This is a genomic window from Bradyrhizobium sp. USDA 3315 (assembly GCF_054056795.1).
Genome location: NZ_JBSRYP010000001.1, coordinates 8,496,359 through 8,523,358, shown reverse-complemented (window position 1 = coordinate 8,523,358; position 27,000 = coordinate 8,496,359). Strand labels below are relative to the sequence as shown.

The following is a 27,000-nucleotide window of genomic DNA, read 5'->3' as shown; positions in this document are numbered from 1 at the left end:
CCTGCCGCAGGCGGGGCGGGGTAAGTCGAGCCCGTTGCTCCGATCGAGTGCGCGCGGCTAGCCCGCCTTCGCGTTCGGCGGAAACTCCAGCATCGCTTCGCCGGCCGCGACCGTCTCGCCGCGCTGGTTCTGTACGGCGACGTCGACCAGCACCCAGCGTGACTTCGCGGTCGTTTGCTTGGCTTTGATGGTGCCGGCCGGGCGGATGGTGTCGCCGGGCTTCACCGGCTTCAGCCAGCGCATTTCGAGCCTGCGATGGATCGCGCCGGCCGGAAGCGCCCAGTCGGTCAACATGCGCGAGATCAGGCCGAAATTGTTCATGCCGTGCATGATGATGCCGCCGAAATTGGTCTTGCCGAAATCGCCCTTCATGTAGTTGTCGTCGAGATGCAGCGGGTTGTAGTCGAGCGACGCATCGCAGAACAGGCGGATCGATTCGCGCGAAACCGCGAATGCCGGGCCGTCGATGGTGTCGCCGGCCTTGAGAGATTCGAAATTCGCCGGGGTCATGGTGATCCTCCTTACATCGGACGGATGGTCTGGCCGCGACCCGAGCAGATCACGTCGCCATGCTGGTTGAAGAAGACGTTGTCGTGCACCACGAACAGCCGCTCGCGCTTGATGAACTTGTCGAGTGCGCGAGCCTGCAGGGTGATGGTGTCGCCGGGGCGGGCCGGGATGTTGTAGCTCCACGACTGTCCGGCATTGACGGTGCCCGGTGAGCGCATCCAGTCGTCGGCCGGCGTGCAGGCGAACATCAGCAGGATATGGATCGCGGGCGGCGCGATCAGCCCGCCATAGGGCCCGGCCTTCGCAGCTGCTTCGTCAAGATAGAGCGGATTGGTCTCGCCGACTGCGCGGCAGTAAAGCGCGATCGCTTCCTGCGTGAGCTTGTAGGGCAGCGTCTTGCGCGGCTCGCCGGGGACGATGTCGTCCCACACCTTGCGCAGCTTCGCGTCTTTCCAGAAATCGGTTTCGAACGGGGTGGCCGCAGAACTTTCTGCTTGCGCCATCGTGCATCCTCCTGCTAGTGAGCTCGCCAGGCGAACAATTCATTCGCTGTATGAATTGACGCTAGCGCGGTCGGAAGCCCCTGACAAGCGCGCAGGGCCGCGTCATGTGCAGGCAGCCATGCGGGCTGCGATGTCGTGAGCGCGATGACGGAACCAGCTGGGCGCCCGCCATGAGCAAAGAGAGTGACGGCTTCGTGCGCGCGATTGCGCGCGGCTTCTCGATCATCGAGGCACTCGGCAAGCCGCCCGGGCGGCACACGCTGGCGGAGGCCGCCGATACTGCCGGCCTCAACCGCGCCACCGCGCGGCGTATCCTCGCGACCCTGGTCGCGCTGAAATATTGCGCGTCCGACGGACGCTATTTCAGCCTGCGGCCGCGCGCGCTCGGGCTCGGCCTGTCCTATCTCAACGCGCTGCCATACTGGGGTCATGCGCAGCGTGCGCTGGAAAACCTGCGCAACGAAATCGGCGAGTCCTGCGCGATGGCGGTGCTCGACGAGGATGAGATCGTCTATGCGCTAAGGCTGCCGGCGCGACGGATTCTTTCCGCCAATCTCGGCGTCGGCAGCCGGCTGCCCGCGCATCTGGTCTCGCTCGGCCGCGTCATGCTCGCGGCGCTGCCGCCCGGCACCCGCGAAGCCTATCTCGCGACCGGGGGCTTCAAGCAGGTCACGCCGCGCACGGTCACCGATCCGGAGCGTCTCGGCGAGTTGCTCGCGCGCGTCGAGAGCGACGGCTATGCCTGGGTCGATGGCGAGCTCGATCCGGCGATCTGCGGCATCGCGGTGCCGTTGCGCGATCCCGCGGGCGCGGTGGTCGCCGCGCTCAGCGTCAACACGATCTCGGGAACGGTGACCGAAGCCGGCGCGCGCAAGAAGTTCCTGCTGCCGCTGCGCCGCACCGCGCAGGAGATCCGCAGCCAGATGCTGACATCAGGGTAGGGGACGGCCGTTATCGACGCCTTTTCACCCGCTCCGGACCTGGATGGCTTTCCACGCCCATGCCGAATGAATAGTCTTTCGCCTTGCTGGCCGGGTGAACTGCCAAGGAAAATCGCGGCCACGTCAAAGTGCAGATCGATTGCTCAACTTGCCGGAGAATTGCCGTGGCCGACCCAGTCCGCGCCCCTTTCTATCACGACGGAATGCGTGAGTTGCAGGACCGCTTCGACGGTCGGCGTGTCGCCGACGGCCTCGAGAAGCATCGCCTCCACTTCGAGTTCTGGGAACAGGACCGCAAGCTCATCGAGGAGACGCGCTTCTTTTTCATCGCGACCAGCTATCAGGACAACGTCGATTGCTCGATGCGTTCCGGCGATCCCGGCTTCGTGAAGATCACCGGGCCTGATACGCTTGAATTCCCTGAGTACGACGGCAACAACATGTACCGCACGCTCGGCAATATTCACCGCAACCCGAACGTCGGATTGTTGTTTGTACGGCTCGACGGCAAGACGTTTCGCACGCGCATCCGAGGCAAGGCAACGATCCACGACAGCGCCGAAGTGCTTGCCGTGCATCACGGCGCGAAGGTCGTCGTGCGCGTCAAATGCGAGATCTTTCCAAATTGCCCGCGCTACGTTCCGGACCTGATGGGCGCCTCAGCGGACGTACCGGCGAATCTGTACGTGCCTCGGCCCGGGTACGAGCCGCCCGCCCCGGAATGGAAAAGCCGGGATTATCTCAAGGACGTGCTTTCGAAGTACGATCCGCATCGGAAACGTGACGCATAGCGGACAGCCGGGAACCGCATCCGGACGAGCGAGCAAACCGCGATCAGGGCAGCGGCGCCATGTAGGGAATGCTGCCGACCAGAGCGAACACCTGCACCGCGTTGCACAGCATGCCGCCCCAATGCAGCTGGCGCAGCCGCCGCACCGCGGTGGGATCACCCGAGTCTCGCGCGTCCGCCTCAGCATCGAGCCGCCGCAAGAACCATCGGCGCGCCAGCACCGCGAACGCCGCGATCAAGGCGATGCCAAGCGCAACGGCGAACCGGCCGGCCGTGGCAAAGGCGAGCGTGCCGATCACGCCCGAAACAGTGAGCACCAGGAAGTAGGCATTGAACATGCCACGCAGCAGCCGTGTGACCGGCGGGACGTCGAGCTTCACGAGCAGGAACGCCGGCGCCGCCAGCAGGAAGTATCCCATCGGCACCAGCAGGATGATGGTGGAAAACAGGACCGCTTGATCCGGCGTCATGCAGCCGCTCCGTGTTGGAAGGCGAGAGGATTTCGGTGCGGGAAACCTGGGGTAGTATCCGTGCGGGATATGTGCCGCACTATTAGGCTTTGGTCGGATGCGATGATATCAGACCTGAGGTCTGCGCAAAGTCCAGCGAGGGACGGCCCGCATCCCGATTGCGAATGCAGGCTCCAGCCGCGAGCATGCCACATCTGTTTGGGTGGACCGGCTCTTGCATGCTAGAGATGACTTACGTCCAACCTCTGAGGCCAGAATTCTCATGCCCATCGTGAACCGCGTCGCCGATCTGCAACCCGATATCCAGGCCTGGCGCCGCGACATCCATGAAAACCCCGAGCTGCTCTACGATGTGCACCGCACTGCATCATTCGTCGCCGACCGGTTGCGCGAGTTCGGTTGCGACGAGGTCGCGACCGGGCTCGGCAAGACCGGCGTGGTCGGGGTCATCAAGGGCAAGAAGGGGCCGGCGAAGGGCGACGTCAAGGTGATCGGCCTGCGCGCCGACATGGATGCGCTGCCGATTCACGAACAGACCAATTTGCCCTACGCCTCGAAGACGCCGGGCAAGATGCACGCCTGCGGCCATGACGGCCACACCGCGATGCTGCTGGGGGCGGCGCGCTATCTCGCCGAGACGCGCAATTTCGCCGGCGATGCGGTCGTGATCTTCCAGCCGGCCGAGGAGGGCGGCGCGGGTGCCGCCGCGATGATCAAGGACGGCCTGATGGATCGCTTCGGCATCGAGCAGGTCTACGGCATGCACAACGGTCCGGGGATTCCGATCGGCTCGTTCGCGATCCGCACCGGCCCGATCATGGCCGCAACTGATGCGATCGACATCAAGATCGAAGGGCTCGGCGGCCATGCCGCGCGTCCGCACAAATGCATCGATTCTGTGCTGGTCGGCGCGCAGCTCGTCACCGCCTTGCAGCAGATCGTCGCGCGCACCGTCGATCCGCTCGACTCCGCCGTGATCTCGATGTGCGAATTCCACGCCGGCAACGCCCGCAACGTGATCCCGCAGACCGCGGAGCTGCGCGGCACCGTGCGCACGCTGACTCGCGAGGTGCGCGATCTCATCGAGAAGCGCGTGCGCGAGGTGGTGGATGGCGTTGCCAAGATGACCGGCGCCAAGATCGATCTGACCTATGAGCGCGGCTACCCGGTGACCGTCAACCATGAGGCGCAGACCGAATTCGCGAGCCGCATCGCGCGCGAGGTCGCGGGCGCATCCAACGTGCACGAGATGCCGCCGCTGATGGGCGCCGAGGATTTTTCCTACATGCTGGAGGCGCGACCCGGCGCCTTCATCTTCTGCGGCAATGGCGACAGCGCCGGCCTGCATCACCCCGCCTACAATTTCAACGACGAGGCGATCGTCTTCGGCACGTCGTATTTCGTGAAGATCGTCGAGAACGCATTGGCGGCGTGAGGCTCGCTGTCAGTCGCTGGGCTACTTCTCGACCGTCATTGCGAGCGAAGCGAAGCAATCCATGCCTCAACTCGGTGATAGATGGATTGCTTCGTCGCTTCGCTCCTCGCAATGACGGTGAGTGTGGTTGTCTTTAGGACGTCGTCATCAAGCGTCCCAGCGCACCGGCAGCGTCACCGGACCGCGGAACACCCAGCCGCGCACGACCGGCGGAGCCTCCGCGCGGAGGCGCAGATTGCGCAGGCGCGCGAACAGCATCGGCGCCACGATCTTGCCGACGGTCAGCCGCGACACCCAGGTGCCGGCGCAGAAATGCGGTCCGGCGCCGAACGCCAGATGCGATTGCTTGGGCCGCGTCACGTCGAAACGATCCGGCTCGGCGAAGCGGCTGCCGTCGCGGTTCGCGGCGCCGACGCAAAGGCCGATCTGAAGGTCTTGCGGCAGCGTGATGCCGGAAAGATCGACATCGCGGGTGACGCGGCGCGGATACATGCCGATCGGCGAGATCCAGCGCACCGCTTCCTCGACCGCGGCCGACCACAGCTCCGGCTTTGCCAGCACGCTGTTCTTCTGCGCCGGGTTTTCCAGGAGGCCGAGCACGAGCGTCAGGATCGCGTCGCGCGGCTCGTTCAGGCCGCCGCCGATGATCACCTTGATGTTGGCGCGGATGGCCTCGATCGGCATCGGCGGATCGGCATTGACCATCGAGGACAGGATCGAGGGATTGGGCTGGCCGCGATGCTCCTCGAGCACCACGTCGATCGCGGCATCGACCTCGGCGCTCGCCCGCATCGCCTTACGCTCGATCTCGGCATCGGCGGCATAGTTGCCGGCGCCGTCGATCAGCGCCTGCGACCACTCGGCGAGGGTCTGCCAGGGCATCGCGCGAAAGCCGATCATCGCCATCAGGCTGAGCGAGGCCATCGGCGCGGCAAGGGCGGAGAACAGATCGGCCTCTTCAGTCGCCAACAAATCATCGATCAGCTTTTCTGCGATCGCGGTGAATTGCGGCGCCCAATGCTCCTTGATCGTCGCCGGGCGGAACGAGGGCTCGATCGCCTTGCGGCCGATCGCGTGCTCGGCGCCGTCCTTGCGCATGAAGGTCGGCCCCATCACCTTGTTGACCAGCGAGGCCGGATTGTCGGCCGAGTAGGTCGCAGGATCGCGCTCGATCCGCGTGATGTCGTCGAAGTGCGTCACCAGCGTCAGCTTCGCGGGCGCGACGAAGACCGCGGGCGCCATCTCGCGCAGGCGGCGGAAGATCGGATACGGGTCGTCGAGCAGATCCTGATACGCGATATCGGTGACGACAGGCACGGCGCTGGTCATTGGTCCTCCCGGAAGCGCTTTTTCGCCAAAGCTAGCCCAGGCGCGCGATCGCTCAATTCGATGGGATCGATCTGGCTCATCGAGATATTCTATGACCTTGTGCTAGGCTGGCCGCCAGTAATGCAGGGAGGTGCAGCGTGGTGGCCAATTCCTCGATCGATCCGATCGACATCGGGACTCTGCGGACCCTCGTGCTGGTCTATGACCTGCAGTCGTTCTCCGCGGCGGCCAAGCGGCTCGACGTCAACCAGTCCACCATCAGCTATGCGATCGAGCGGCTGCGCGGCGCGCTGCATGACCCACTGTTCGTCCGCAGCGGCAACTGCGTGACGGCGACCGAACGGTGCGTGGCGCTGGTCGCCTGGGCGCGAGAGATGATCGGCGAGATCGACGGGCTTGCCTCACCGGCGGAGTTCGATCCGGCGACGGCGCAGGGCAGCGTGACGATCTCCTGCAACTATCACGAACGCCAGACCCTGATCCCGCAATTCAGCGCGCGGCTGCGTGCCGGCGCGCCGCGGGTCCGTCTCGTCCTGCTCGATGCCGCGGGCCACGGCGACGTCCATCTCAAGCAGAACCAGTGCGACATCGTGCTCGGTCCGGTCGGGATCGTCGGCGAGAGCTTCTTCCGGCGCCATATCCTCACCGACCACTATGTCTGCGTGATGGATCGGGCCAATCCGCTGGCGCGCGGCCGGATCGCGCTGTCGGCCTATGCCAGGGCCGAGCATGTCTTCATCACCCACAGCGGCGAGTGGCAGCCGCTCTATCTCGAGGCGCTGAAGGTGAGGGAAATCGAGATCGAGCCGGTGGTCAGCCTTCCGAACCACGACAGTCTGGAGCGCATCATCACCGGCACCAGGCTCGTCGCGACCATCCCGCATCATCTGGCGCGGGCGATGCGCGGCGGGTGGCATGTCGCTGCGCTGCCGTTCCGCGTGCCGATCTCGATCGACATGTACTGGGGCGCCCGGACGGCCAAATCCGGCTTGCACAAATGGGCGCGCGGCCTGCTGGCCGAGGTTGCGAAGGCCTGCGCCGCCTGAGCGAGGAGCCGGGCTGCAGGTCCAAAGCAAAAGGCCCGCACCGGAGTGCGGGCCTTTGTCCGGCGCGTTGCTGCGCCGAAAGCGTGGGGCGTCAGAACAGGTGGTAGAACACGTAGTAGAGAACGCCCGAGATGATCATCGCGGCCGGCAGCGTCAGCACCCAGGCCATCGCGATGTTGCGGATCGTGGCCCATTGCAGGCCGGAGCCGTTGGCGGCCATGGTGCCGGCGATGCCTGACGACAGCACGTGCGTGGTCGAGACCGGCAGGCCGTAGCCGTCGGCCGCCGCGATCGTCGCGGCCGCCGTGATCTCGGCGCAGGCGCCCTGCGCGTAGGTCAGGTGGGTCTTGCCGATCTTCTCGCCGACGGTGACGACGATACGCTTCCAGCCGACCATGGTGCCGAGGCCGAGCGCGATGGCGACGGCGAACTTCACCCAGCTCGGGATGAACTTCGTCGCGGCATCGAGCGAGCCCTTGTACTGGTTCAGCGTGGCGATGTCGGCAGCGGTCAGCTCGGCTTCCTTGTCCTTCATCAGGAAACGGATCGCCTCGGACGCCAGGTACATGTCGTTACGGGTGTTGCCGACCGCGTCAGCCGGGAACTTGGCCAGCGATCCATACTGGGCAACCTGCTGGCCGATGTCGCGCACCAGCACCGCAAGCGACGGAAAGGTGCCTTCGTTGATCTGGTGCTGCGCGACATAGTTGGTCACGGCCGGGCGCGGGTTGCCGATCACGTTGTAACCGGCGGCCTTGCCTTCGATGACCTTGCTGGCCGCGGTCGAGTGCGCCGTGAACAGCTCGATCTGGCTCGAGGGCATTGCGCGGTTCAGCGCATAGGCGGTCGGCACGGTGCCGATCAGGATCAGCATGATCAGGCCCATGCCCTTCTGACCGTCATTGGAGCCGTGGAAGAAGCTGACCAGTGTGCAGGTCAGGATCAGGATGCCGCGGATCCACCACGGCGGCGGCTGGTCGCCGACCGGTTCGCCGAACAGCGCCGGCGTCGCGCGCTGCAGCGCGATCTTGAGGAGGTAGAGCAGGCCGGCGGCGAGCGCGAAGCCGAACAGCGGCGACAGCAGCAGCGCCTTCGCGATGTTGGTCGCCTGCGACCAGTCGACGCCCGAGGTGCCGTCACGGCCGCGCAGCAGCGCGTTGGTGATGCCGACGCCCATGATCGAACCGATCAGGGTGTGCGAGCTCGAGGCCGGCAGGCCGAGCCACCAGGTGCCGAGATTCCAGATGATGGCGGCGATCAAGAGCGCGAACACCATGGCAAAGCCGGCACTGCTGCCGACCTGCAGGATCAGTTCGACCGGAAGCAGCGAGACGATGCCGAACGCGACGGCGCCGCTGGAGAGCAGCACGCCGATCAGGTTGAACATGCCCGACCACACCACGGCGACATGCGCCGGCAGCGAGCGGGTGTAGATCACGGTGGCGACCGCGTTCGCGGTGTCATGGAAGCCGTTGACGAATTCGAAGCCGAGCGCGATCAGCAGCGCGACGAACAGCAGGATGTACGGCAGGAACGAGGTGATGCGCGTGCCGGTGGCGTCGACATCGGCATAGATGCTGTAGGCAACGAACAGCAGCGCGGCCGCAACCACGCCCAAATAGATAACCCCGGTGAGAGGATGAAAGCCCTTGTCGAGGTCCGGACCCTTTTTCAGGGCGGGCTCGATCGAGCCGGGTAACGCCATATCGCTCATGGTAAACTCCTGTCCCAATGCTCCCGATTTTGATCGATGCATATGACAAGCAATTGAAATCCGGCCCCGCGAGATGCACCGGTTTGCGGTGACGGTGGACATCGAGCCGAATTTTTGTGCAACGCATTGAGCGCGCACGTGGCTTCGCGGCCTCGTGGCAATCGTCAGCAAAAAGGGATCGCGGATCGCGACGGAAAGCTGTGGCCTGCGTTTCGCAGGGCGAGACAATGTGCGGAGGACGTCACACCGGCATCCGGCCGGCCGGGCAGCCGGAGAATTCGGCGGGCGCCTGCGAGTGGGAGGATCGCGAATGAGGGAGGCGGATTGATGAGAGATGAGGTGGCGCGCCGCACGATCGGGGCTAGCAAACCGCGCAGCGCGCCCGCCTCAGGGTACGTCATGGCGTGAACATGACGCCCGATACCTGCGGAACATGCTACCCTACCACGGATCAATTAAAGGTTGTAGGTATTTGTCCGCAGCTTAGAACAATTTCTCGTTGCGATGTGGTTCCTCAGGTTCCGCTGGTTTTACGGAACTCAAGCTGCATCGACTGATCTGCGCAACTGATGTGCGGCGATTTTCAGGTCGTCGATAAAGCGCTGATATTCCAGCGCCTTGGCTTTTTCATCCGGCAGCCGCAACAGATAGGACGGGTGCACAGTGACGAGCACCTTGGTTCCGTCGTGGTCGATCAGATGGCCGCGGTTCTTGTTGATCGGCGTGATCTTGCCGAGCACGCTCTGCGCCGCGGTGGCGCCGAGCGCCATCACGAGGTCCGGCTTGATGGTGGCGAGCTCGCGCTCGTACCATTGGCGGCAGGCGCGGATCTCCGGTGTGCTCGGCTTCTGGTGCAGCCGGATCTTGCCGTGCGGCACGAATTTGAAGTGCTTCACCGCGTTGGTGACATAGACCTTGCGGCGATCGATGCCGGCTTCCTGCAGCGCGCGATCGAGCATCTGGCCGGCCGGTCCGACGAAGGGGTGGCCTGCGAGATCTTCCTTGTCGCCGGGCTGCTCGCCGACCAGCATCAGCGTTGCGCTTTGCGGTCCCTCGCCGAACACGGTCTGGGTTGCGTCTTTCCACAGCGGGCAGGCGCGGCAATCGGCGGCCTCCTCGCGCAAGGCCGCGATGGTGTCGTGAGCTTGCCTGTCTTGAACTTGCTTGCCTTGAACTTGCTTGCGGGGCATCGGCGTATCCTGCCGCTTCTGCGGCTCGGCCGCCTTGCGTGCGATGAAGGGGCCGCTGGTCATGCGCATTGCGTCTTCGATCAGGGGTTTAATGATCGAGTCCTCGGGCAGGTTCCTCCAATAGGCTTGCGGCATCTCCATCACTTTCAGCCGTGCGGGATTGAAGCGGCCGTTGTCGTGACGCCGCCAGGCCTCCTCGAGCCGGTCCTCGGTCGGCACTTCGGATTTGGCGACGCCCGGCGTGATCGAGATCGCGTGCCCGTCCCAATGTGCGCAGACGTCGGGGGTCAGGATCGACCACGGCATGTCGGCGAAGCGGCCGGCGAAGAACGGCGCGGCAAGTTCGACGATGCGATGCTCCGGCTCGAACCAGGCGACGTAATGCGCCGTCCGTTCGCGGCCGATCTCGCGGAAGCGCAGATGCGCATGCATCCTGTCGATATCGACATAGACCGCGCGCGCCATCGCGTGGACCTCGGCGACATCGGGATCATCGGTCGCACTGAGCAGATCGTGATGGCTGCGCAGCCGCCACAGCAGGCGATAGAGCAGGGCGAAGCGTTCGTCACTGCGATGCAGGATCGCGGCCTTTGCGAGCTCGACGAATTTGGCCGACACATTGAACCGCGCCTGCGGCGTATCCGGCAATTCATTCACGCAGGATGCCGACGACAATTCGTCGTCGCTGCGTACGGTCCATGTGATCTCTGCGGGCTTCACATCGTTCAGCGCCAATCGCCGCGCGGCCTTGCGCCAGCCCTCGAAATCGGTGTCGTTGTCGAGCACGATGATGCGCATGCGATTGCTCCGTTTCCGTCACGCGCCATTTTCGGGGCCTGCGTGGCTAACACTGCGGAAGATCAGGGCCCGTCCGGTTCGGCGGCTGCTGAATCCCATTGATTCCACTCATGAATCAATGAGCTCACCAATCCGATTGACTCTGCGGGCCCTGTTAGCTTTATATTAGAACATATCATGAACAAATGAGCCAGTCCCTGGTTCTCTGTTCAGACCAGTGACGGCCTCAAATTTTGGTTGGAAGGAGCGGCGCATATGCCGGAGCGCGATCAGCAAAAGTGGTCGCCGGTTTTGCGTCCGATCGCGCTCCTCTTTTTTAAGAAAGGCGCATGATCTTGTCGCCAAACCGCTCACACTTTGGCGGATCATGCGCCGCCGCACGCATGGGTACGCTTGCGTCTCTGCGCGGCAGCATCGCGCGCATCGAGGCGCCATCGGATGCGGCGATGCCGAACCGCGTCGCGCTCGGACACGCCGGCGCGGATGCGATGCTGCGCGGCGGACTTGCGCCGGCGGCATTGCACGAGGTGTTTGCGGCCGGCCATCAAGGCGGCGCGGCGAGCGGTTTCATCGCGGGGCTCGCCGGACGGCTGTCGGCACGCAAGCCGCTGGTCTGGGTGCGGCAGGATTTTTCCGATCGCGAAAACGGCGCGCTATCGATACGCGGGCTTGCCGAGCTCGGCCTCGATCCGCGCCTCTTGGTCACGGTGCGCGCCGCCGATGTCGACAGCGGCCTGCGCACCGCGGCCGACGCGCTCGCCTGCGATGCGCTCGGCGCGGTCGTGCTCGAGGTCTGGGGCCAGGCGCGCCAGCTCGATCTCGTCGCCAGCCGCAAATTGACCCTGGCCGCGCAGGCCTCCGGCGTCACCGCGCTGGTGCTGCGGATCGCGGCAACCCCGATCCCCTCGACCGCGGAGACGCGCTGGATCGTGCGCGCGGCGCATTCGCCGCCGGGCAATGCCGCGAGCGTGTGGGGCGCGCCGTGCTTCGAGGCCGAACTCGTGCGCAATCGTCATGGCCCGGTCGGGCGATGGATCATGGAATGGAAATGTGATGAGTGCCAATTCAGTGAACCGTCGGCGTATTCTCAGCCTGTGGCTGCCACGCCTGCCCATCGACCGCATCAAGCGCAAGCTCGCGCAGGACATCGCCTCGCAAGCTGATGCACGGGAGGTGGCAGGGCTCCCTCTCCCGCAAGCGGGAGAGGCGAAGAAAGCAGAACTCCCCAGCGTCGTCGTCGCAAAAGACCACAACGCCATCCTGCTGCACGCGATCGACGAGGCCGCGGTGCGCGCCGGGCTGTCGATCGGGCTGCCGCTCGCCAATGCGCGGGCGATCTGTCCGGAGCTCACGGTCTATGATGCCGATCCCGCCGCCGATCTGAAGACGCTGAACGACATCGCCGACTGGTGCGACCGCTTCACGCCGCTGGTCGCGCTCGATCTGCCTTACGGTCTGTTTCTCGACATCACCGGCTGCGCGCATCTGTTCGGCGGCGAGCGAGCGCTGCTACAGACCGTGACGGGGGCGCTGAGCCGGCGCGGCTTTGCCGTCAGCGCGGCCATTGCCGGCACCTCGATCGCGGCGCGTACGCTGACGCGCACCGCCTCGGGCAAGATTGTCGCCGATGGCGAGGAGGCGGCGGCGGTCGGCCCGCTGCCGGTGTCGGCGCTCGGCGCCGATGCCGCTGTCACCACCGGCCTGCGCCGCGCCGGCTTGAAGACCATCGGCGATGTCGCCTCGCGCGCGCCGCATGAAATCTCGGCGCGGTTCGGTGCGGCCTTCACCACCTTGCTCAACCACGCGCTCGGGCAGGGCGATGCTCCGATCAGCCCGCGCAAGCCGCTGCCCGATTACATCGTCGAGAAGCGTTTCCCCGAGCCGATCGCGACCGACACCGTGATCGCGCTGACGCTCTCAAGCCTTGCCAAGATGCTGGTTGCGGCGATGGACAAGCAGGGCAAAGGTGCGCGGCAGCTGGAAGCGAGCTTCTTCCGCACCGACGGTGCGGTGCGCGCGATCATGGTCGAGACCGGGCGTCCGGTGACGCGGCCCGAGATGATCGATCGCCTGTTCCGCGAGCGGCTCGATGCGCTGAATGATCCGCTCGATCCCGGCTTCGGCTTCGATCTCATTCGCCTCGCCGCAGGGCGTACCGAGATCGTGGTACAGCAGCAGCGCGATCTCGACGCCACCATACACGACAATGACGAGCTCTCGGCGCTGATCGACCGCATCGCCGCCCGCATCGGCGGAAAACGCGTCGTCGTGCATCTGCCGCTGGAGAGCCACATCCCCGAACGATCGGCGCTCGCGCTGCCGGCGCAGCATCATCTGGCCGCGGCCAGCGCCGCCGCCTGGCCGGAGCACGTTGCGAGCGAACCACCGCTGCGTCCCTTGCGGCTATTCGAGCAGCCCGAACCGATCAAGGTGCCGTTCGCGACCGTGCCCGACGGTCCGCCGCATCAATTCACCTGGCGGCGCGCGCAGCACGAGGTGGTGCGGGTCGAGGGCCCCGAGCGCATCGCGATGGAATGGTGGAAGCAGGACGGCGCGTCGCTGACGCGCGATTATTTCCGCGTCGAGGATGCCGAAGGCCAGCGCTTCTGGATCTTTCGCGACGGTCTCTACGAGAGCGAGCTGCGCGACGAGGAGGGCAAGCCCGTTCCGGCCAACTGGTATGTGCATGGGCTGTTCGCATGAGCGCACCTCCACCTGATTATGCCGAGATCGGCATCACCAGCAATTTCTCCTTCCTGCGCGGCGGTTCCGATCCGCGCGCCTATGTGCATCAGGCGAGCGAACTCGGGATTCCCGTGATCGGGCTCGCCGATCACAACACGCTGGCCGGCGTGGTGCGCGCCTGGAAGGAGCTCGACAGCGAGAAGGTTGCCCATCCGCCAAAGCTTTTGATAGGCGCCCGCATCGTCTTCATCGACTCTACGCCCGACATCCTGGTCTATCCGCGCGATCGCGCCGCCTATGGCCGGCTGTGCCAGCTCCTGACCCGCGGCAAGCGCGGCGACGACATCGTGCGGATCGAGAAAGGCGAGTGCCATCTGAAGCTCGCCGACCTCCTCGACTTCGTCGAGGGGCAGCTCCTGGTGCTGGCGCTGCCGCATCGCTTTGAGGAGGCAGGCACGCTCGATCTGCTTGCAAAGCTGAAGGCAAGCGCCGCCGACGGCGTCTGGCTCGCCGCAAGCCTGCTCTATCGCGGCGACGACAGGCGCCGCCTCGCGCGGCTGCATGGCCTCGCCACCGACGCCGGTGTGCCGCTCATCGCCACCAACGAGGTGCTCTATCACCATCCGGCGCGCCGCCCGCTGCAGGACGTGCTGACCTGCATCCGCGAAAAGACCACGATCGAGGCGGTCGGCCGCAGGCTCGAGGCCAATGCCGAGCGGCATCTCAAGCCGGCGCATGAAATGATCAGGCTGTTTCGCGATCTGCCGGACGCGATCGCGGAAACCATGCGCTTTGCTGCACGCATCTCTTTCTCGCTCGACCAGCTCAAATATCAGTATCCCGACGAGCCGGTGCCGCCGGGCAAGACCGCGCAGCAGCATCTGGAAGATTTGACCTGGGCCGGTGTCGACAAATATTTCGGCGGCGAGATCGACGAAAAGCTTCGCACCACCCTGAACAAGGAGCTCGCGCTGATCGCCGAGCTGAAATACGCGCATTACTTCCTCACCGTGCACGACATCGTGCACTATGCGCGCAGCCAGAACATCCTGTGCCAAGGACGCGGCTCGGCAGCCAATTCCGCGGTCTGCTTCGTGCTTGGCGTCACCTCGGTCGATCCGACCAAGGTCGATCTGTTGTTCGAGCGCTTCATCTCCAAGGAGCGGCTGGAGCCGCCCGACATCGACGTCGATTTCGAGCATTCGCGGCGCGAGGAGGTGATGCAATATGTCTACCGCCGCTACGGCCGCCACCGCGCCGCGATCATCGCCACCGTGATCCATTATCGCCCGCGCAGCGCGATCCGTGACGTCGGCAAGGCGCTCGGGCTGACCGAGGACGTCACCGCGGCGCTCGCCGACACCGTGTGGGGCAGCTGGGGCAAGGGCCTCAACGACATGCAGGTGCGACAGGCCGGGCTCGATCCCAAAAATGCGATGATCAACCTCGCGGTCGAGCTCGCCACCGAGCTGATCGAGTTTCCGCGTCATCTCTCGCAGCATGTCGGCGGCTATGTACTGACCCAGGACCGGCTCGACACCTATGTGCCAATCGGCAACGCCGCGATGGACGACCGCACTTTCATCGAATGGGACAAGGACGACGTCGACGCCCTTAGCATGATGAAGGTCGACGTGCTGGCGCTGGGCATGCTGACCTGCATCCGCAAATGTTTTGACCTGATCGCCGACCACAAGGGCGAGCACTGGGAGCTAGCTTCGGTCCCGCAGGACGACAAGAAAGTTTACGACATGCTGTGCCGCGGTGAATCGCTCGGCGTGTTCCAGGTCGAGAGCCGGGCGCAAATGAACATGCTGCCGCGGCTGAAGCCGCGTACCTTCTACGATCTCGTCATCGAGGTCGCGATCGTGCGCCCGGGGCCGATCCAGGGCGACATGGTGCATCCTTATCTGCGCCGGCGGAACGGCCAGGAAAAGGTCAGCTATCCATCGCCAGCGCCCGACCAGGGCGACAAGGACGAGCTCTACAACGTGCTGCACAAGACGCTCGGCGTGCCGCTGTTCCAGGAGCAGGCGATGCGGATCGCGATCGAGGCGGCCCATTTCACGTCGGAGGAAGCCAACGGCCTGCGCCGCTCGATGGCGACCTTCCGCAATCTCGGTACCATCGGCAGCTACGAGGAGAAGCTGGTCGGCAACATGGTGGCGCGCGGATATTCACCCGACTTCGCCCGCAGCTGCTTCGACCAGATCAAGGGTTTCGGCTCCTACGGCTTCCCGGAAAGCCACGCCGCGAGTTTTGCGCAGCTCGTCTACATCTCCTCATGGCTGAAGCACCATCATCCCGATGCGTTCTGCTGCAGCCTGCTCAACTCGCAGCCGATGGGCTTCTATGCACCGGCCCAGATCATCGGCGACGCCCGCAAGAACGGCGTCACGGTGCGCGAAGTCGATGTCTCCTTCAGCTTTGCGCAGAACACGCTGGAGGAGAAGGTCGGCGATCATTGCGCGGTGCGGCTCGGCTTTCGCCAGATCGACGGATTTCACTGGCTGGATGAGGACGAGGAGAGGCTGAAACAGCTTCAACTGTCATTCCGGGATGGTGCGCTAGCACCAGACCCGGAATCTCGAGATTCCGGGTTCTCGCTTCGCGATCCCCGGAATGACGGTGTTGAGACAGACTGGGCCGACCGCATCGTTGCCGCGCGCAACCGCCGGCCGTTCACCTCGCTGGAAGACTTCGCCCGCGACACCGGCCTGCCCAAGCGCGCGCTGATCCTGCTCGCCGACGCCGATGCGTTCCGCTCGCTCGGGCTCGACCGCCGCGAGGCGCTGTGGGCGGTGCGCCGGCTGCCCGACGACGTGCCGCTGCCGCTGTTCGAGGCCGCCACCGCACGCGAGCAGCCGGATGAGGGCGCCAAGCCGCTGCCGGAGATGCCGCGTCCGGAGCAGGTGGTCGCCGACTATCAGACCATTCGCCTGTCGCTGAAGGGCCATCCGATGGAGTTTTTGCGCGACACCTTCACGAAGGAGCGCGTCGTCGCCTGTCACACCATCAACCAGAGCAACGACCGCCGCCGTGTCCGCTGTGCCGGCGTCGTGCTGGTGCGGCAGCGGCCGGGCAGCGCCAAGGGCGTCGTGTTCATGACGCTGGAGGACGAGACCGGCATCGCCAACATCGTGGTGTGGCCGAAGGTGATGGAGCAGTACCGCAAGGAGGTGATGGGCGCGCGCCTGATCCTGGTCGAGGGCTATATCCAGAGCAGCCCGGAGGGCGTGACGCATCTGGTGGCGCAGCGCATGACCGATCGCTCCCACGATCTGATCGGCCTCGCAAATGAATCCTTGAGCCGCAAGCATCCGGTGCCGGCGGGCCCCGCGCTGATCGAGCCGCTCAACGACGACCGCCGCGATCACGGCGACAACTCGCCGCAAAAGATCCGCCACCCGCGCAACGTCCGCATCCTGCCGCCGTCCCGCGATTTCCATTGAACCACGTGCGACGGCTCTCTCACCGTCACCCTGAGGAGGCCGCGGAGCGGTCGTCTCGAAGGGCGACGGTCCGGCTTTCTCCGCGCGACTGCCAGCGGGGCCGTGCATCCTGAGGCGCGCAAGCGCGCGCACCTCAGGATGACGGTATCCTCTATCCACGTTATCGCGAGCGAAACGAAACAATCCCATCCTCTGCCGTCGATCCCCGAATATTTTCTTCGGCTTTTCGGAATTTGACTTGACGGCAGACCCAACTCAGATGTTCAATATGCCCGTCTCACCCGATCGAGGGGCGCTTCGCGGTCGTCACGAACGTGGGTCGAGATGCGGTGGACGCTGATTGCGCAACTGACGAGTGCGCATGAGGCGGACGGCGAAATCGTGCAGGCCTGACGCCCTAGCGGTAGGTGTCTTTTCGCATTGCGCGATGCGCGTTGAAGATGGTGACAACAAAGCCCAGTCTCGCCGGGGAGAGCACGTATAAGCCGTAAGCCATCGCGCAGGGAAAGCCGGGTTGTTTCCGGTTACACCTGTGGTCCTACCCCCGAGCTTTCTACCCATTGCTCGGGGCCCATGGGTGCGATCGGCACCCGGCTTTCCCTGCGCCCTCTGTTTCCAGAGTGGCGAAACGAAATGCAAAGCTCGGACAGATCATGTCGCGAGAACGCGGGTGCATGCCACCGATGCCGTAACAAATTCAGTGTCGTCCGGGACCCATAACCACAAATGGGAATTGTCTTGCGCGACGCCGGAACGACGAGTCCCATTCACAACACCCGCTGCGGAGTATGGGTCCCGGCCTTCGCCGGGACGACGGCGGAGGACGTGTCCTCTCGGTTCAAAACCCGCATGCGCGGGTGCCGCGGCGTATGGGTTCTCCGAGTTCATGCGGTGCGAACGCGCCATTGTCCATCCAACCAGTTCATCGACTGATGTCGCGTGAATGCGAACGCGTAGCCTACACGCCAATGCTGACACGTAGCTTACAACCGGTCCCTGTCGGACGGGCCCCACGTCGCATCGACGACGGATGACTTCCTCAGCCGCTGCATGCTACTCCACCGCGGCGCCGACCGGCGGTCCGCCCGGCGGGCGGTGCAGGAAGGTGATCGATGCATAGGCGCCGACCCACGAGCCGAGGGCGGCGAAGGCGACGTAGAGCCAGTTTTCGGTGTAGCTGATCACCGCATAGGAGGAGAGCACATACCAGACGCTGCTCCAGGTCGCCGCCGGCACGCGCTTGCGCGCCACGACCGCCGAGGTGAACATGACATAGACCGCGTCGGTCGCTGCGGTCGCGAGGAAGACAGCGCCGGCGGTGAGAGGATCGATGGCAGCCATTGCAACTCCTGTGTGGGTCGGGCAGAGCTGGATATAAGCAGGGCCGGAAATGATTGTTGGGATCGGGCACCGCCTTTTTGTCATCATGCTCGGGCATAGGATAATCGCAAACGGGTATGCGCATGCAGGACATTCGTGAAATCCTTTCCGATGTCTGGACCGGCGCCGGCGGCGCGCCGGCCGCGCTCGATGCGGTCACATTGACCGGCAGCGAGCCGCAGCTGCCGTCGTCGTTTCGGGTCGCAGCCGCAGCGCAGGCGCCGATCGCAGCAGCCGGCCTCGCCGCGGCCGAGATCTGGAAGGCCCGCAGCGGCGAGCAGCAGGACGTCGCGGTCGACATCCGCCATGCCGTCGTCGAATGCCGCAGCGAGCGCTATTTGCGCGTCGACGACAAGCCGCCGCCGCCGGCCTGGGACAAGATCGCCGGCGTCTATCGTGTCAAAGACAACCGCTTTGTCCGCCTGCACACCAATTTCCCGCATCATCGCGACGCCGTCTGCAAGGTGCTCGGCTGCAACGCCGAGCGTGACGAGGTCCAGGCCGCGCTGCTGCAATGGGACGGCGAGGCGTTCGAGACCGCGGCCTACGCCGCCGGCGGCGTCGTCGCCTTGATGCGCTCGCACGACGAGTGGTCGGCGACGACGCATGCCAAAGAACTGGCAAAACTGCCGCTGATCTCGATCGAGAAGATCGGCGAGGCCGCACCGAAGCCGTGGCCCGCGGGCAACCGGCCGCTGGCCGGCATCCGTGTGCTCGATCTGTCGCGCGTAATCGCCGGTCCCGTCGCGGGCCGTACGCTCGCGGCGCATGGCGCCGACGTACTCCTGATCTCCGGTCCCGATCTGCCGGCGATCCCCTGGCTCACCATCGACACCGGCCGCGGCAAGCTCACGAGCTTCCTCGAACTGCGGAGCGAGGAGGGGCGGGGTGTGATGCAGGGGCTGTTGGCGCAGGCCGATATTCTCTCGCAGGGATATCGGCCGCAGGCGATCGCGCGGCTCGGCTTCTCGCCGGAGGAAGCGGCGCGGATCAATCCCGGGATCGTCTATGTGACACTGTCGGCCTACGGCCATGCCGGCCCGTGGGCCGGGCGCCGCGGCTTCGACTCGCTGGTGCAGACCACGACCGGCTTCAATCATGCCGAAGGACAGGCGGCCGGCACAGATGGGCCGAAGGAATTGCCGGCCCAGATGCTCGACCACGCCACCGGATATTTCATGGCGTTCGGTGCCATGATGGCGAAGGCCCGCCAGGCCCGCGAAGGCGGCAGCTGGCACGTCCGGGTATCGCTGGCGCAGACCGGACGCTGGCTGTGGAATCTCGGCCGCCTCGAAGGAGGCCTTGCGACCGAGGACCTGAAGGCGGATGCGGTGCAGCCCTTCATCGAACGGCTGCCGTCAGGCTTTGGCACGCTGAGCTCGGTCCGGCATGCCGCCGTGCTGTCCAGGACCCCGGCCCATTGGTCCCGTCCGGCCATGCCGCTCGGCAGCCACCCTCCGGAGTTTCCTGCCCCGGAGTTTCCCGGATGAGACATTCAGCTGCCGTTCAGGCTATGCAAACTTTAACGACAGGCATCGCCGAAGGGCGATTTTTAGGTTGTTTGAGACGCCAATTCAGCACTATTAGCGCACCGCTGGGGCCGTCCCGCCGGATGCTGCAACGATTGACCCCGCGGACCGCATGGTGAAAGAGTTTACCAAGAGAATGCAGAGCTTTAGCCGCCCGCGCCTGGTCGTGGCCGCGGCGCTGCTGGCGGTTGCCTGCGCGGGTGCCTATGGCTACACGCGTTTCGGCTCGGAAAAGCAGACATCTTCGGAAGTCTCCAGCCAGTCCCGCAAGGGCGGCGCGCGCTATGCGCCGTCGGCGGCCGAGTGGGCCAGCCTGACCTTCCAGACCGTGAGCGAGCACACCTTCCGCTCCGAGCTGGTGACCGAGGGCAAGATCGGCATCGATGAGGACCGCTCCACCCCGGTCTACTCGCCCTATACCGGGCGCGTCACCCGCCTCATGGTGCGGCCGGGCGATGCCGTGGTGAAGGGCCAGCCGCTGTTCGTGATCGAGGCGGCCGACACCGTGCAGGCACAGAACGACTACATCGCGGCGATGACCGGTCTCAACAAGGCGCAGTCGGCGCTCGACCTGGCGCAGATCCAGGAGAAGCGCGCCAAGGATCTGTCCGAGGGCAAGGCGATCCCGCTGAAGGATTATCAGCAGGCCCAGACCGCGCTGGTGCAAGCGCAGAACGATGCGCGCTCGGCGCAGACGCTTTTGGAAGCGGCGCAGAACAAGCTGCACATTCTCGGCTTCGGCGACGACGACATCACGACGCTGCGGCAGAAGGGCCGCATCAATCCGGAGACGACGGTGTTCGCGCCGATCGGCGGCACCGTGGTCCAGCGCAAGGCCGGTCCCGGCCAGTATGTCTCGACCGGCGCCAGCGACCCGGTCTACGTGATCGGCGATCTGTCGACGGTCTGGCTGATCGCCTTTGTCCGCGAATCCGACGCAGACAATGTCGCGGTCGGCCAGGACCTCACCTTCAGCGTGATGGCGCTGCCGGGCAAGACGCTGAACGCCCGGGTCAACTATGTCGCCGCGGCGATCGACGCGACCTCGCGCCGGCTCCTGGTTCGCGCCACCATCGACAACGCCGACAAGCGGCTGAAGCCCGAGATGTTCGCCAATGTGACGCTGTATTCGAAGGGCGATCACCCGGCAGTCGGCGTGCCGAAGCAGGCGCTGATCTACGAGGGCGACCAGGTTCGGCTCTGGGTCGCGAGGGCCGAGGACAAGACCATCGAGCTGCGTCAGATCAAGCCCGGCCTCATCAATGGCGACCTCGTCGAGGTGGCCGGCAACCTCAAGCCGGGCGAGCAGATCGTGACGAAGGGAAGCCTCTTCATCGACCGCGCCGCATCAGGCACCTAAGCGCATGATCCGGAAAAGTGGGAAGCGGTTTTCCCTCGCGACAAACGCGCAACGCGTTTGCGCGGAGATCACGCTCAACAAGAAAATTCCCTTCCAGTTGAAAGCGCCGATCTGAATGGATCGCCTCGTCGCCCTTGCCGTCAATCGCCGCTACTTGATGGTGGCCATGTTCGTGGCCGTCTTGATCGGCGGCCTGCTCGCGTTCAAGCAGCTCAACATCGAGGCCTATCCCGATCCGACCCCGCCGATGGTCGATATCGTGACGCAGAGCCCGGGCCTCTCGGCCGAGGAGATCGAACGCTACATCACGATCCCGATCGAGACCCAGGTCGCCGGCATCAAGAACCTCAAGACCATCCGTACCATCTCGCTGTACGGCCTTTCCGACGTCAAGCTGCAGTTCTCCTTCGACTACACCTATGACGAGGCGCTGCAACAGGTGCTCAACCGCCTGTCGCAGCTCGCGCCGCTGCCGGGCAACGTGCTGCCCGGCATCTCGCCGCTCAGCCCGATTGGCGAAATCTTCCGCTACCGCCTGAAGGGACCGCCGAACTACAGCGTGCTCGACCTCAAGACGCTGCAGGACTGGGTGCTGCAGCGCCGCTTCCGCGCGGTGCCCGGCGTGATCGACGTCACCGGCTGGGGCGGCAAGACCAAGACCTACGAGATCCAGGTCGACTTCAACAAGCTGGTCGCCAACGGACTGACGCTGCCGCAGGTGCTGCAGGCGGTGTCCAACGCCAACATCAATGTCGGCGGCAACACCGTGAACATCGGCTCGCAATCGGCCGTGGTGCGCGGCGTCGGCCTGATCCGCTCGATCGACGACCTCGCCAACACTATGGTCTCGCAGTCCGGCGGCAATCCGGTGCTGGTGCGCGACATCGCCCATGTCACGATCGGCGAGAAGCCGCGGCTCGGCATCGCCGGCCTCGACAATGACGACGACATCGTGCAGGGCATCGTCCTGATGCGCCGCGGCGAGCAGAGCTCGCCGACGATCTCCCGCGTCGAGCAGCTGGTCCACGACATCAACCATTCCTCGATCCTGCCGCCCGGCGTGAAGATCGAGCGGATCTACGATCGCAAGGACCTGATCGAGCTCACCACCCACACCGTGCTGCACAACATGGTGGTCGGCATCCTCCTGATCGTGCTGTTGCAGTGGATCTTCCTCGGCGACCTCCGCAGCGCGCTGATCGTCGGCGCGACGATCCCGTTCGCGCTGTTCTTCGCCGTGATCATCCTGGTGCTGCGCGGCGAATCCGCCAATCTGCTGTCGGTCGGCGCGATCGATTTCGGCCTGATCGTCGATGCCACCGTGATCATGGTGGAGGCGATCTTCCGCCGGCTGTCGCAGACCACCGCGCTGTCGGAAGACGAGCGAAGCCACATCTCCGAGGACACGGTGATGGGAATGAAGAGCCACGCGATCCTGTCGGCGGCCGCCGACGTGTCGCGCTCGATCTTCTTTGCCGCGGCGATCATCATCGCGGCGTTCCTTCCGCTGTTCACGCTGTCCGGCGTCGAGGGCAACATCTTCGGCCCGATGGCGCGCACCTATGCTTACGCGCTGGCCGGCGGGCTGCTGGCGACGTTCACGGTCACTCCGGCGTTCAGCGCGATCATCCTGCCGGCGCATATCCACGAGACCGAGACCTGGATCGTCAAGAAGCTCGACGCGATCTACCTGCCGGTGCTGAACTGGGCGATCGCCAACCGCAAGCTGGTGATGGCCGGCGCGGCCGGCCTCGTGGTCATGACCATCATCTTCGCGCGCTTCCTCGGCCTCGAATTCCTGCCCAAGCTGGAAGAGGGCAATCTGTGGATCCGCGCCACGCTGCCGCCGACGATCTCGCTGCAGGAGGGCAATGCCTATGTCAACGAGATGCGGAAGCTGATCCGCAGCCGTCCCGAGGTGGTATCGGTGGTGTCGCAGCACGGCCGTCCCGACGACGGCACCGATGCGGCCGGCCTGTTCAACGCCGAATTCTTCGCGCCGCTGAAGCCGGCCAGCGAATGGCCAAATACTCACGACAAGGACGTGCTGACCGCGCAATTGCTGGCGCAGTTGCAGGAGAAATTCCCGGGCGTCGAATTCAATTTCTCGCAGTATCTGCAGGACAACGTGTCGGAAGCGGTGTCCGGCGTGAAGGGCGAGAACTCGATCAAGCTCTACGGCAATGATCTGCAGGCGCTGACCGACACCGCCAACAAGATCAAGTCGGTGCTGTCGACGGTGCAGGGCGTCACCGATCTTGCGGTGTTCACCTCGCTCGGCCAGCCGACCATCCAGATCGACGTCGATCGCGCGCGCGCCGCGCGCTATGGCCTGTCGCCGGGCGACATCAACGCCACGATCCGGGTTGCGGTCGGCGGCGACAGCGCCGGCGACCTCTATGAGCCCGGCAGCGACCGGCACTTTCCGATTATCGTCCGCCTTGCGCCGGAATATCGCAAGAGCGCGGAGGCGATCCAGAACTTGCGGATCGGGGTGGCCAACGCCAACGGCGGCATCACGCAGATACCGCTCTCCGAAGTGGCCTCGATCAACCTGATCTCCGGCGCGGCCTATATCTACCGCGAGCAGCAGGAGCGCTATTTGCCGATCAAGTTCTCGGTCCGCGAGCGTGACCTCGGCAGCGCGATCCGGGAGGCGCAGCAGAAGATCGACGAGCAGGTGCAGCTGCCGCCGGGATCTCGCGTCGAGTGGGTCGGCGAGTTCGGCAATCTGCAGGATGCGATCAGGCGGCTGTCGATCGTGGTGCCGATCAGCCTCGCGCTGATCGCGGTGCTGCTGTTCTTCAATTTCGGCTCGATGGTCGACACCATGCTCGCGATGAGCGTGATCCCGATGGCGATCTTCGGCGGCGTGCTCGGGCTTCTGATCTCGGGGATTCCGTTCAGCGTCTCGGCGGCGATCGGCTTCATCGCGCTGTTCGGCATCGCGGTGATGGACGGCATCATCATCCTGTCGCAGTTCAACCAGCTGATCGACGAGGGCTACGACCGGATGCGCGCGGTGATCCGCACCGGCGAGCTGCAGCTGCGTCCGGTGCTGATGACCTGCGTGGTGGCGGGCGTCGGCCTGTTGCCGGCGGCGGTGTCGGAGGGCATCGGCTCGCAGGTGCAGAAGCCGCTCGCCATCGTCGTTGTCACCGGCATGATGCTGGCGCCGCTGGTGATCCTGATCACGCTGCCGGTGTTGATCTCCTACTTCTCGCGCCGGCCGAAGGACAGCCTCAGGTGAAGCCGTAGAGCCGCGCCGGGTTGTCGACCAGGATCGCCTTGCGGATCGCGGCATCCGGCGCCCAGACCGGAAGCTGGTTGAGGAGGCGGCCGTCGTCGATCTGAAACAGCGGCGTCACGTCGGTGACCTTCCTGCCTTGCGGCGTCACCGAATCCGGGTGCGGCCAGTCGGTGCCCCAGACGATGCGCTCGGCATTGGCTGCGATCAGTGCCTGCGCCAGCGGCGTGGCGTCGGCATAATCGGGCGCAAGCTTGGAGGCGCGGTAGGCGCCGGAAATCTTGACATAGGCCTTGCCGGACTTGACCAGCGCGAGCAGGTCGGCAAATCCCGGCTGGTCCGTGCCGAGGGCGGCCTCGGCGCCGCCGAAATGGTCGAACACGACCGGCACCGGCGCTGTAGCGACGAGGTCCTTGATCGCGGAGATCATGGCGAGGCTGGTGAACAGCTGCACATGCCAGCCGCGCGCCTTCATCCGCTCGATCGCGGCCGAGAAGCGCTGTCGGCCGACATTCGGATCGTTGACGCCGCCGGTCGCGAGGTTGAGGCGGATGCCGCGGAAGCCGGCCTTGTTCATGGCATCGAGATCGCTCTCGCTGGTCTTGTCGTCGATCACGGCGACGCCGCGCGCGGTCGGCCCGCGGGCCGTGATGCCGAACAGGGTCGACGAATTGTCGGGGCCATAGACGCTCGGTGTCACGATCACCACGCGCTCGACATGGAGCGTCTTGTGCAGCGCGCTCATCTCCTCCGGCGAGGCCGGTTCCGGCGTGTAGACGCGGCCGGCGAAGAACGGGAATTTCTCGGGGTCGCCATGGATATGGGTGTGGCAGTCGCACGCCCCGGCGGGCATGTCGAAATTCACCGCGGTCGATGGCTGCGCTGCCTTGGAAAATGCGTTGCTGCTGGTCATGGTCACTCCGGCTGCGATGGAAGCCACCATCATATCGCGTCGCGTCAGCATTGGACGTCTCCCTGCGTGCTCGGCTGTTATGCGCGTCATACGCGCGCCGGCATTATGGGTTGCCGGCGGGGGCGGAGGTTATCGGCGGAGAGAGCGGGCGGGAAGGGCCCGTTCGCGGTGCGAACGGTTCCACGATGCCTATTGTCCCGACGGCGTGCGCAGGCCGTGCCAGGCGTCGCGCACCTGATGGTAGTGCACCTCGGGCAGGTAGTCTGGCGTCTTCAGGTTCAGCGTCTTGACGTCAAGGCGCCCGGTTGCGCTGAGCAGCGTGTAGGAGGCGATCACGCGGTCGCGCTGCGCACCGATCAGCCGTGCTCGCGCGGTGATCAGATCCTGCTGCGCGTTGAGCACGTCGACCGTGGTGCGCTGGCCGCCCGCGGCTTCTTTCTGCACGCCGGCCAGCGCAACCTCCGCGGCCTTCATCTCGGACTCCGAGGCAGATACCGCGATCTTGGCGCCCTCATTGGCGACCCACGCGCTGACCACGGCGGTCTTGGCCTGATTGCGGACCTGATCCAGCACCAGCCGGCTCTGCGCCGCGACCTCCTTGGCCTGCCGGGTCTGCGATGCGGCGGTGCCGCCGTCATAGATCGGCTGCGTCACCTGACCGATCACCGAGGCTTGATCGGTGCCGAAGCTGCCGAGCGTGGTGTCGGTGTCGCGGCTGCGGCTGACGCTGCCCTGCACGGAGACATTCGGCATCAGGCTGCTCTCGGCGACGCGGATCGTGGTCGAGGCAACGTCGACGTCAAAGCCTGCCGCGGTGACGGCGGGATGCTCGCGGAGCGAGAGCGCGATCGCATCCTCGCGGCTGCGCGGCAGCAGCCGGTCGATGGTCTCGGCCGGACGCAACTGGGATGGCGCGCTGCCAACCACCTGCGCATAGGTGGCCTGACTGATCGCATAATTGACCTCGGCGGCGTTGAGGTCGGCGAGGCCGCGGTTGAGCCGTGCCTCGGCCTGTGCGGTATCGGTCGGCGTCACGTCGCCGGCATTGAGGCGCCGTTCGGTGATTGCCCGGGTCTCCTTCAGGAAGGCGACGTTGGCGCGCTGCGCCTCGACCAGGGTCTGGTTGGCGAGCACATTGGTGTAGGCGGTGACGGCGTCGAGCAGCACACCCTGGCCGACATTGCGCAACGCCTCGCGGCCGGACTGCACCTGCAACTCGGCGACGCGGACGCTGTTGGCGGTCTTGAAGCCGTTGAACAGGGTCTGCGTCACCGTGACGCCGATCTGCCACGGCTTCAGCGTTGCGGTCTGGATCACATTGCCGGGCAGCTGGTCGCGCACCGCCTGCAGGCCGACCGACAGGCCGGCAATGATCTGGGGACGGTAGCCGGCCAGCGCCTGCGGCACGTTCTCGTCGGTCGCACGCTGGCGCGCCCGCTCGGCGTTGAGTTGCGGATTGGTCTGATACGCCTTGACCAGGGCTTCCGGCAGGCTCTCGGCGCGGGCCGCGGTCTCCGTCAGCAGCGCACATGCCAGCACGCCAAGGCCGATGCCCGACAAAAGCACGCGCCTCGCTACGTCGCCGACCCTCGCGGCACGCTCAACCATGTGATCCCGCAAACCAAAACTCCGGCAGTGCGCCCCCGCCGACGCCGCCGACACATCTACCTGTTTACGGGGCGGTGCCGCCACAGACAAACCGCCGCGC

The 27,000-nt window shown here is 65.3% G+C and carries 19 protein-coding genes; 10 read left to right on the top strand and 9 right to left on the bottom strand.

Features of this window, described 5'->3' with window-relative positions; translation table 11 throughout:
- Positions 1-57: 57 nt before the first annotated feature.
- A complete protein-coding gene (locus tag ACVIYL_RS39925; protein ID WP_456781157.1) occupies positions 58-510 on the bottom strand; it encodes a MaoC family dehydratase in 453 nt (150 codons plus the stop codon).
- 11 nt (positions 511-521) lie between these two features.
- On the bottom strand, positions 522-1,013 hold the full coding sequence (locus tag ACVIYL_RS39920; protein ID WP_028331684.1) for a MaoC family dehydratase: 492 nt from the start codon (positions 1,011-1,013) through the stop codon (positions 522-524).
- A 170-nt stretch (positions 1,014-1,183) separates the two neighbouring features.
- On the opposite strand from ACVIYL_RS39920, the gene ACVIYL_RS39915 reads away from it, so the two are divergent.
- The gene (locus ACVIYL_RS39915) at positions 1,184-1,954 is read left to right on the top strand and encodes an IclR family transcriptional regulator domain-containing protein (RefSeq protein ID WP_456781156.1); all 771 of its coding nucleotides are present in this window, start codon (positions 1,184-1,186) and stop codon (positions 1,952-1,954) included.
- A 212-nt stretch (positions 1,955-2,166) separates the two neighbouring features.
- The gene (locus ACVIYL_RS39910; protein ID WP_456781155.1) at positions 2,167-2,745 is read left to right on the top strand and encodes a pyridoxamine 5'-phosphate oxidase family protein; all 579 of its coding nucleotides are present in this window, start codon (positions 2,167-2,169) and stop codon (positions 2,743-2,745) included.
- A 43-nt stretch (positions 2,746-2,788) separates the two neighbouring features.
- Here the strand turns inward: ACVIYL_RS39910 and ACVIYL_RS39905 are convergent, their stop codons facing one another.
- A complete protein-coding gene (locus ACVIYL_RS39905; protein WP_057015672.1) occupies positions 2,789-3,214 on the bottom strand; it encodes a hypothetical protein in 426 nt (141 codons plus the stop codon).
- 262 nt (positions 3,215-3,476) lie between these two features.
- On the opposite strand from ACVIYL_RS39905, the gene ACVIYL_RS39900 reads away from it, so the two are divergent.
- Positions 3,477-4,649, top strand: a complete 1,173-nt coding sequence (locus ACVIYL_RS39900) for a M20 aminoacylase family protein (protein ID WP_028331680.1) — start codon at positions 3,477-3,479, stop codon at positions 4,647-4,649.
- Between the two features lie 147 nt (positions 4,650-4,796).
- Here ACVIYL_RS39900 and ACVIYL_RS39895 read toward each other — a convergent pair whose 3' ends face one another.
- Complete coding sequence (locus tag ACVIYL_RS39895) at positions 4,797-5,978, bottom strand: cytochrome P450 (RefSeq protein ID WP_456781154.1); 1,182 nt, start codon at positions 5,976-5,978, stop codon at positions 4,797-4,799.
- 137 nt (positions 5,979-6,115) lie between these two features.
- Here ACVIYL_RS39895 and ACVIYL_RS39890 point away from each other — a divergent pair, with 137 nt between their 5' ends.
- A complete protein-coding gene (locus tag ACVIYL_RS39890; RefSeq protein ID WP_456781153.1) occupies positions 6,116-7,024 on the top strand; it encodes a LysR family transcriptional regulator in 909 nt (302 codons plus the stop codon).
- A 91-nt stretch (positions 7,025-7,115) separates the two neighbouring features.
- On the opposite strand, the gene ACVIYL_RS39885 is transcribed toward ACVIYL_RS39890, so the two are convergent.
- A complete protein-coding gene (locus ACVIYL_RS39885; protein ID WP_057015669.1) occupies positions 7,116-8,738 on the bottom strand; it encodes an inorganic phosphate transporter in 1,623 nt (540 codons plus the stop codon).
- 539 nt (positions 8,739-9,277) lie between these two features.
- Positions 9,278-10,726, bottom strand: a complete 1,449-nt coding sequence (locus ACVIYL_RS39880; protein WP_456781152.1) for a UdgX family uracil-DNA binding protein — start codon at positions 10,724-10,726, stop codon at positions 9,278-9,280.
- 383 nt (positions 10,727-11,109) lie between these two features.
- On the opposite strand from ACVIYL_RS39880, the gene ACVIYL_RS39875 reads away from it, so the two are divergent.
- The 3 genes from ACVIYL_RS39875 to ACVIYL_RS39865 are packed head-to-tail and all read left to right on the top strand — an operon-like array spanning position 11,110 to position 16,863.
- Positions 11,110-11,889 carry an ImuA family protein gene (locus ACVIYL_RS39875; RefSeq protein ID WP_456781151.1) on the top strand — a complete coding sequence of 260 codons (780 nt, stop codon included), beginning with the start codon at positions 11,110-11,112 and terminating at the stop codon, positions 11,887-11,889.
- On the top strand, positions 11,780-13,429 hold the full coding sequence (locus ACVIYL_RS39870) for a Y-family DNA polymerase (protein WP_456781150.1): 1,650 nt from the start codon (positions 11,780-11,782) through the stop codon (positions 13,427-13,429). Before ACVIYL_RS39875 ends, ACVIYL_RS39870 begins: the two co-directional genes overlap by 110 nt.
- Complete coding sequence (locus ACVIYL_RS39865; RefSeq protein ID WP_456781149.1) at positions 13,426-16,863, top strand: error-prone DNA polymerase; 3,438 nt, start codon at positions 13,426-13,428, stop codon at positions 16,861-16,863. The genes ACVIYL_RS39870 and ACVIYL_RS39865 overlap by 4 nt, the downstream gene beginning before the upstream one ends.
- Before the next feature lie 1,053 nt (positions 16,864-17,916).
- On the opposite strand, the gene ACVIYL_RS39860 is transcribed toward ACVIYL_RS39865, so the two are convergent.
- Positions 17,917-18,204 carry a hypothetical protein gene (locus ACVIYL_RS39860; RefSeq protein WP_018270628.1) on the bottom strand — a complete coding sequence of 96 codons (288 nt, stop codon included), beginning with the start codon at positions 18,202-18,204 and terminating at the stop codon, positions 17,917-17,919.
- 122 nt (positions 18,205-18,326) lie between these two features.
- Between ACVIYL_RS39860 and ACVIYL_RS39855 the strand changes: the two genes are divergently transcribed.
- The 3 genes from ACVIYL_RS39855 (at position 18,327) to ACVIYL_RS39845 (ending at position 24,382) form a co-directional block, all read left to right on the top strand.
- Positions 18,327-19,733 carry a CoA transferase gene (locus tag ACVIYL_RS39855; protein WP_456781148.1) on the top strand — a complete coding sequence of 469 codons (1,407 nt, stop codon included), beginning with the start codon at positions 18,327-18,329 and terminating at the stop codon, positions 19,731-19,733.
- Positions 19,734-19,884: 151 nt separating this feature from the next.
- Positions 19,885-21,132: an efflux RND transporter periplasmic adaptor subunit gene (locus tag ACVIYL_RS39850; RefSeq protein ID WP_456781147.1), complete on the top strand. Its 1,248-nt coding sequence runs from the start codon at positions 19,885-19,887 to the stop codon at positions 21,130-21,132.
- A gap of 115 nt (positions 21,133-21,247) precedes the next feature.
- Positions 21,248-24,382 (top strand): efflux RND transporter permease subunit, encoded by a 3,135-nt coding sequence (locus tag ACVIYL_RS39845; protein WP_225641774.1) that lies wholly within the window; start codon positions 21,248-21,250, stop codon positions 24,380-24,382.
- On the opposite strand, the gene ACVIYL_RS39840 is transcribed toward ACVIYL_RS39845, so the two are convergent.
- Positions 24,375-25,343: an amidohydrolase family protein gene (locus ACVIYL_RS39840; RefSeq protein ID WP_456781146.1), complete on the bottom strand. Its 969-nt coding sequence runs from the start codon at positions 25,341-25,343 to the stop codon at positions 24,375-24,377. The genes ACVIYL_RS39845 and ACVIYL_RS39840 overlap by 8 nt on opposite strands.
- A gap of 138 nt (positions 25,344-25,481) precedes the next feature.
- Positions 25,482-26,900 (bottom strand): TolC family outer membrane protein, encoded by a 1,419-nt coding sequence (locus ACVIYL_RS39835; RefSeq protein ID WP_456781145.1) that lies wholly within the window; start codon positions 26,898-26,900, stop codon positions 25,482-25,484.
- Positions 26,901-27,000 lie beyond the last annotated feature (100 nt).

What these genes read in the sequence shown, in the direction of transcription:
- ACVIYL_RS39925 (WP_456781157.1), bottom strand. Translation starts at nt 510, where the DNA reads ATGACCCCGGCGAATTTCGAATCTCTCAAGGCCGGCGACACCATCGAC.
- ACVIYL_RS39920 (WP_028331684.1), bottom strand. Translation starts at nt 1,013, where the DNA reads ATGGCGCAAGCAGAAAGTTCTGCGGCCACCCCGTTCGAAACCGATTTC.
- ACVIYL_RS39915 (WP_456781156.1), top strand. Translation starts at nt 1,184, where the DNA reads ATGAGCAAAGAGAGTGACGGCTTCGTGCGCGCGATTGCGCGCGGCTTC.
- ACVIYL_RS39905 (WP_057015672.1), bottom strand. Translation starts at nt 3,214, where the DNA reads ATGACGCCGGATCAAGCGGTCCTGTTTTCCACCATCATCCTGCTGGTG.
- ACVIYL_RS39900 (WP_028331680.1), top strand. Translation starts at nt 3,477, where the DNA reads ATGCCCATCGTGAACCGCGTCGCCGATCTGCAACCCGATATCCAGGCC.
- ACVIYL_RS39895 (WP_456781154.1), bottom strand. Translation starts at nt 5,978, where the DNA reads ATGACCAGCGCCGTGCCTGTCGTCACCGATATCGCGTATCAGGATCTG.
- ACVIYL_RS39885 (WP_057015669.1), bottom strand. Translation starts at nt 8,738, where the DNA reads ATGAGCGATATGGCGTTACCCGGCTCGATCGAGCCCGCCCTGAAAAAG.
- ACVIYL_RS39880 (WP_456781152.1), bottom strand. Translation starts at nt 10,726, where the DNA reads ATGCGCATCATCGTGCTCGACAACGACACCGATTTCGAGGGCTGGCGC.
- ACVIYL_RS39875 (WP_456781151.1), top strand. Translation starts at nt 11,110, where the DNA reads ATGGGTACGCTTGCGTCTCTGCGCGGCAGCATCGCGCGCATCGAGGCG.
- ACVIYL_RS39870 (WP_456781150.1), top strand. Translation starts at nt 11,780, where the DNA reads ATGAGTGCCAATTCAGTGAACCGTCGGCGTATTCTCAGCCTGTGGCTG.
- ACVIYL_RS39865 (WP_456781149.1), top strand. Translation starts at nt 13,426, where the DNA reads ATGAGCGCACCTCCACCTGATTATGCCGAGATCGGCATCACCAGCAAT.
- ACVIYL_RS39860 (WP_018270628.1), bottom strand. Translation starts at nt 18,204, where the DNA reads ATGGCTGCCATCGATCCTCTCACCGCCGGCGCTGTCTTCCTCGCGACC.
- ACVIYL_RS39855 (WP_456781148.1), top strand. Translation starts at nt 18,327, where the DNA reads ATGCAGGACATTCGTGAAATCCTTTCCGATGTCTGGACCGGCGCCGGC.
- ACVIYL_RS39850 (WP_456781147.1), top strand. Translation starts at nt 19,885, where the DNA reads ATGGTGAAAGAGTTTACCAAGAGAATGCAGAGCTTTAGCCGCCCGCGC.
- ACVIYL_RS39845 (WP_225641774.1), top strand. Translation starts at nt 21,248, where the DNA reads ATGGATCGCCTCGTCGCCCTTGCCGTCAATCGCCGCTACTTGATGGTG.
- ACVIYL_RS39840 (WP_456781146.1), bottom strand. Translation starts at nt 25,343, where the DNA reads ATGCTGACGCGACGCGATATGATGGTGGCTTCCATCGCAGCCGGAGTG.
- ACVIYL_RS39835 (WP_456781145.1), bottom strand. Translation starts at nt 26,900, where the DNA reads ATGGTTGAGCGTGCCGCGAGGGTCGGCGACGTAGCGAGGCGCGTGCTT.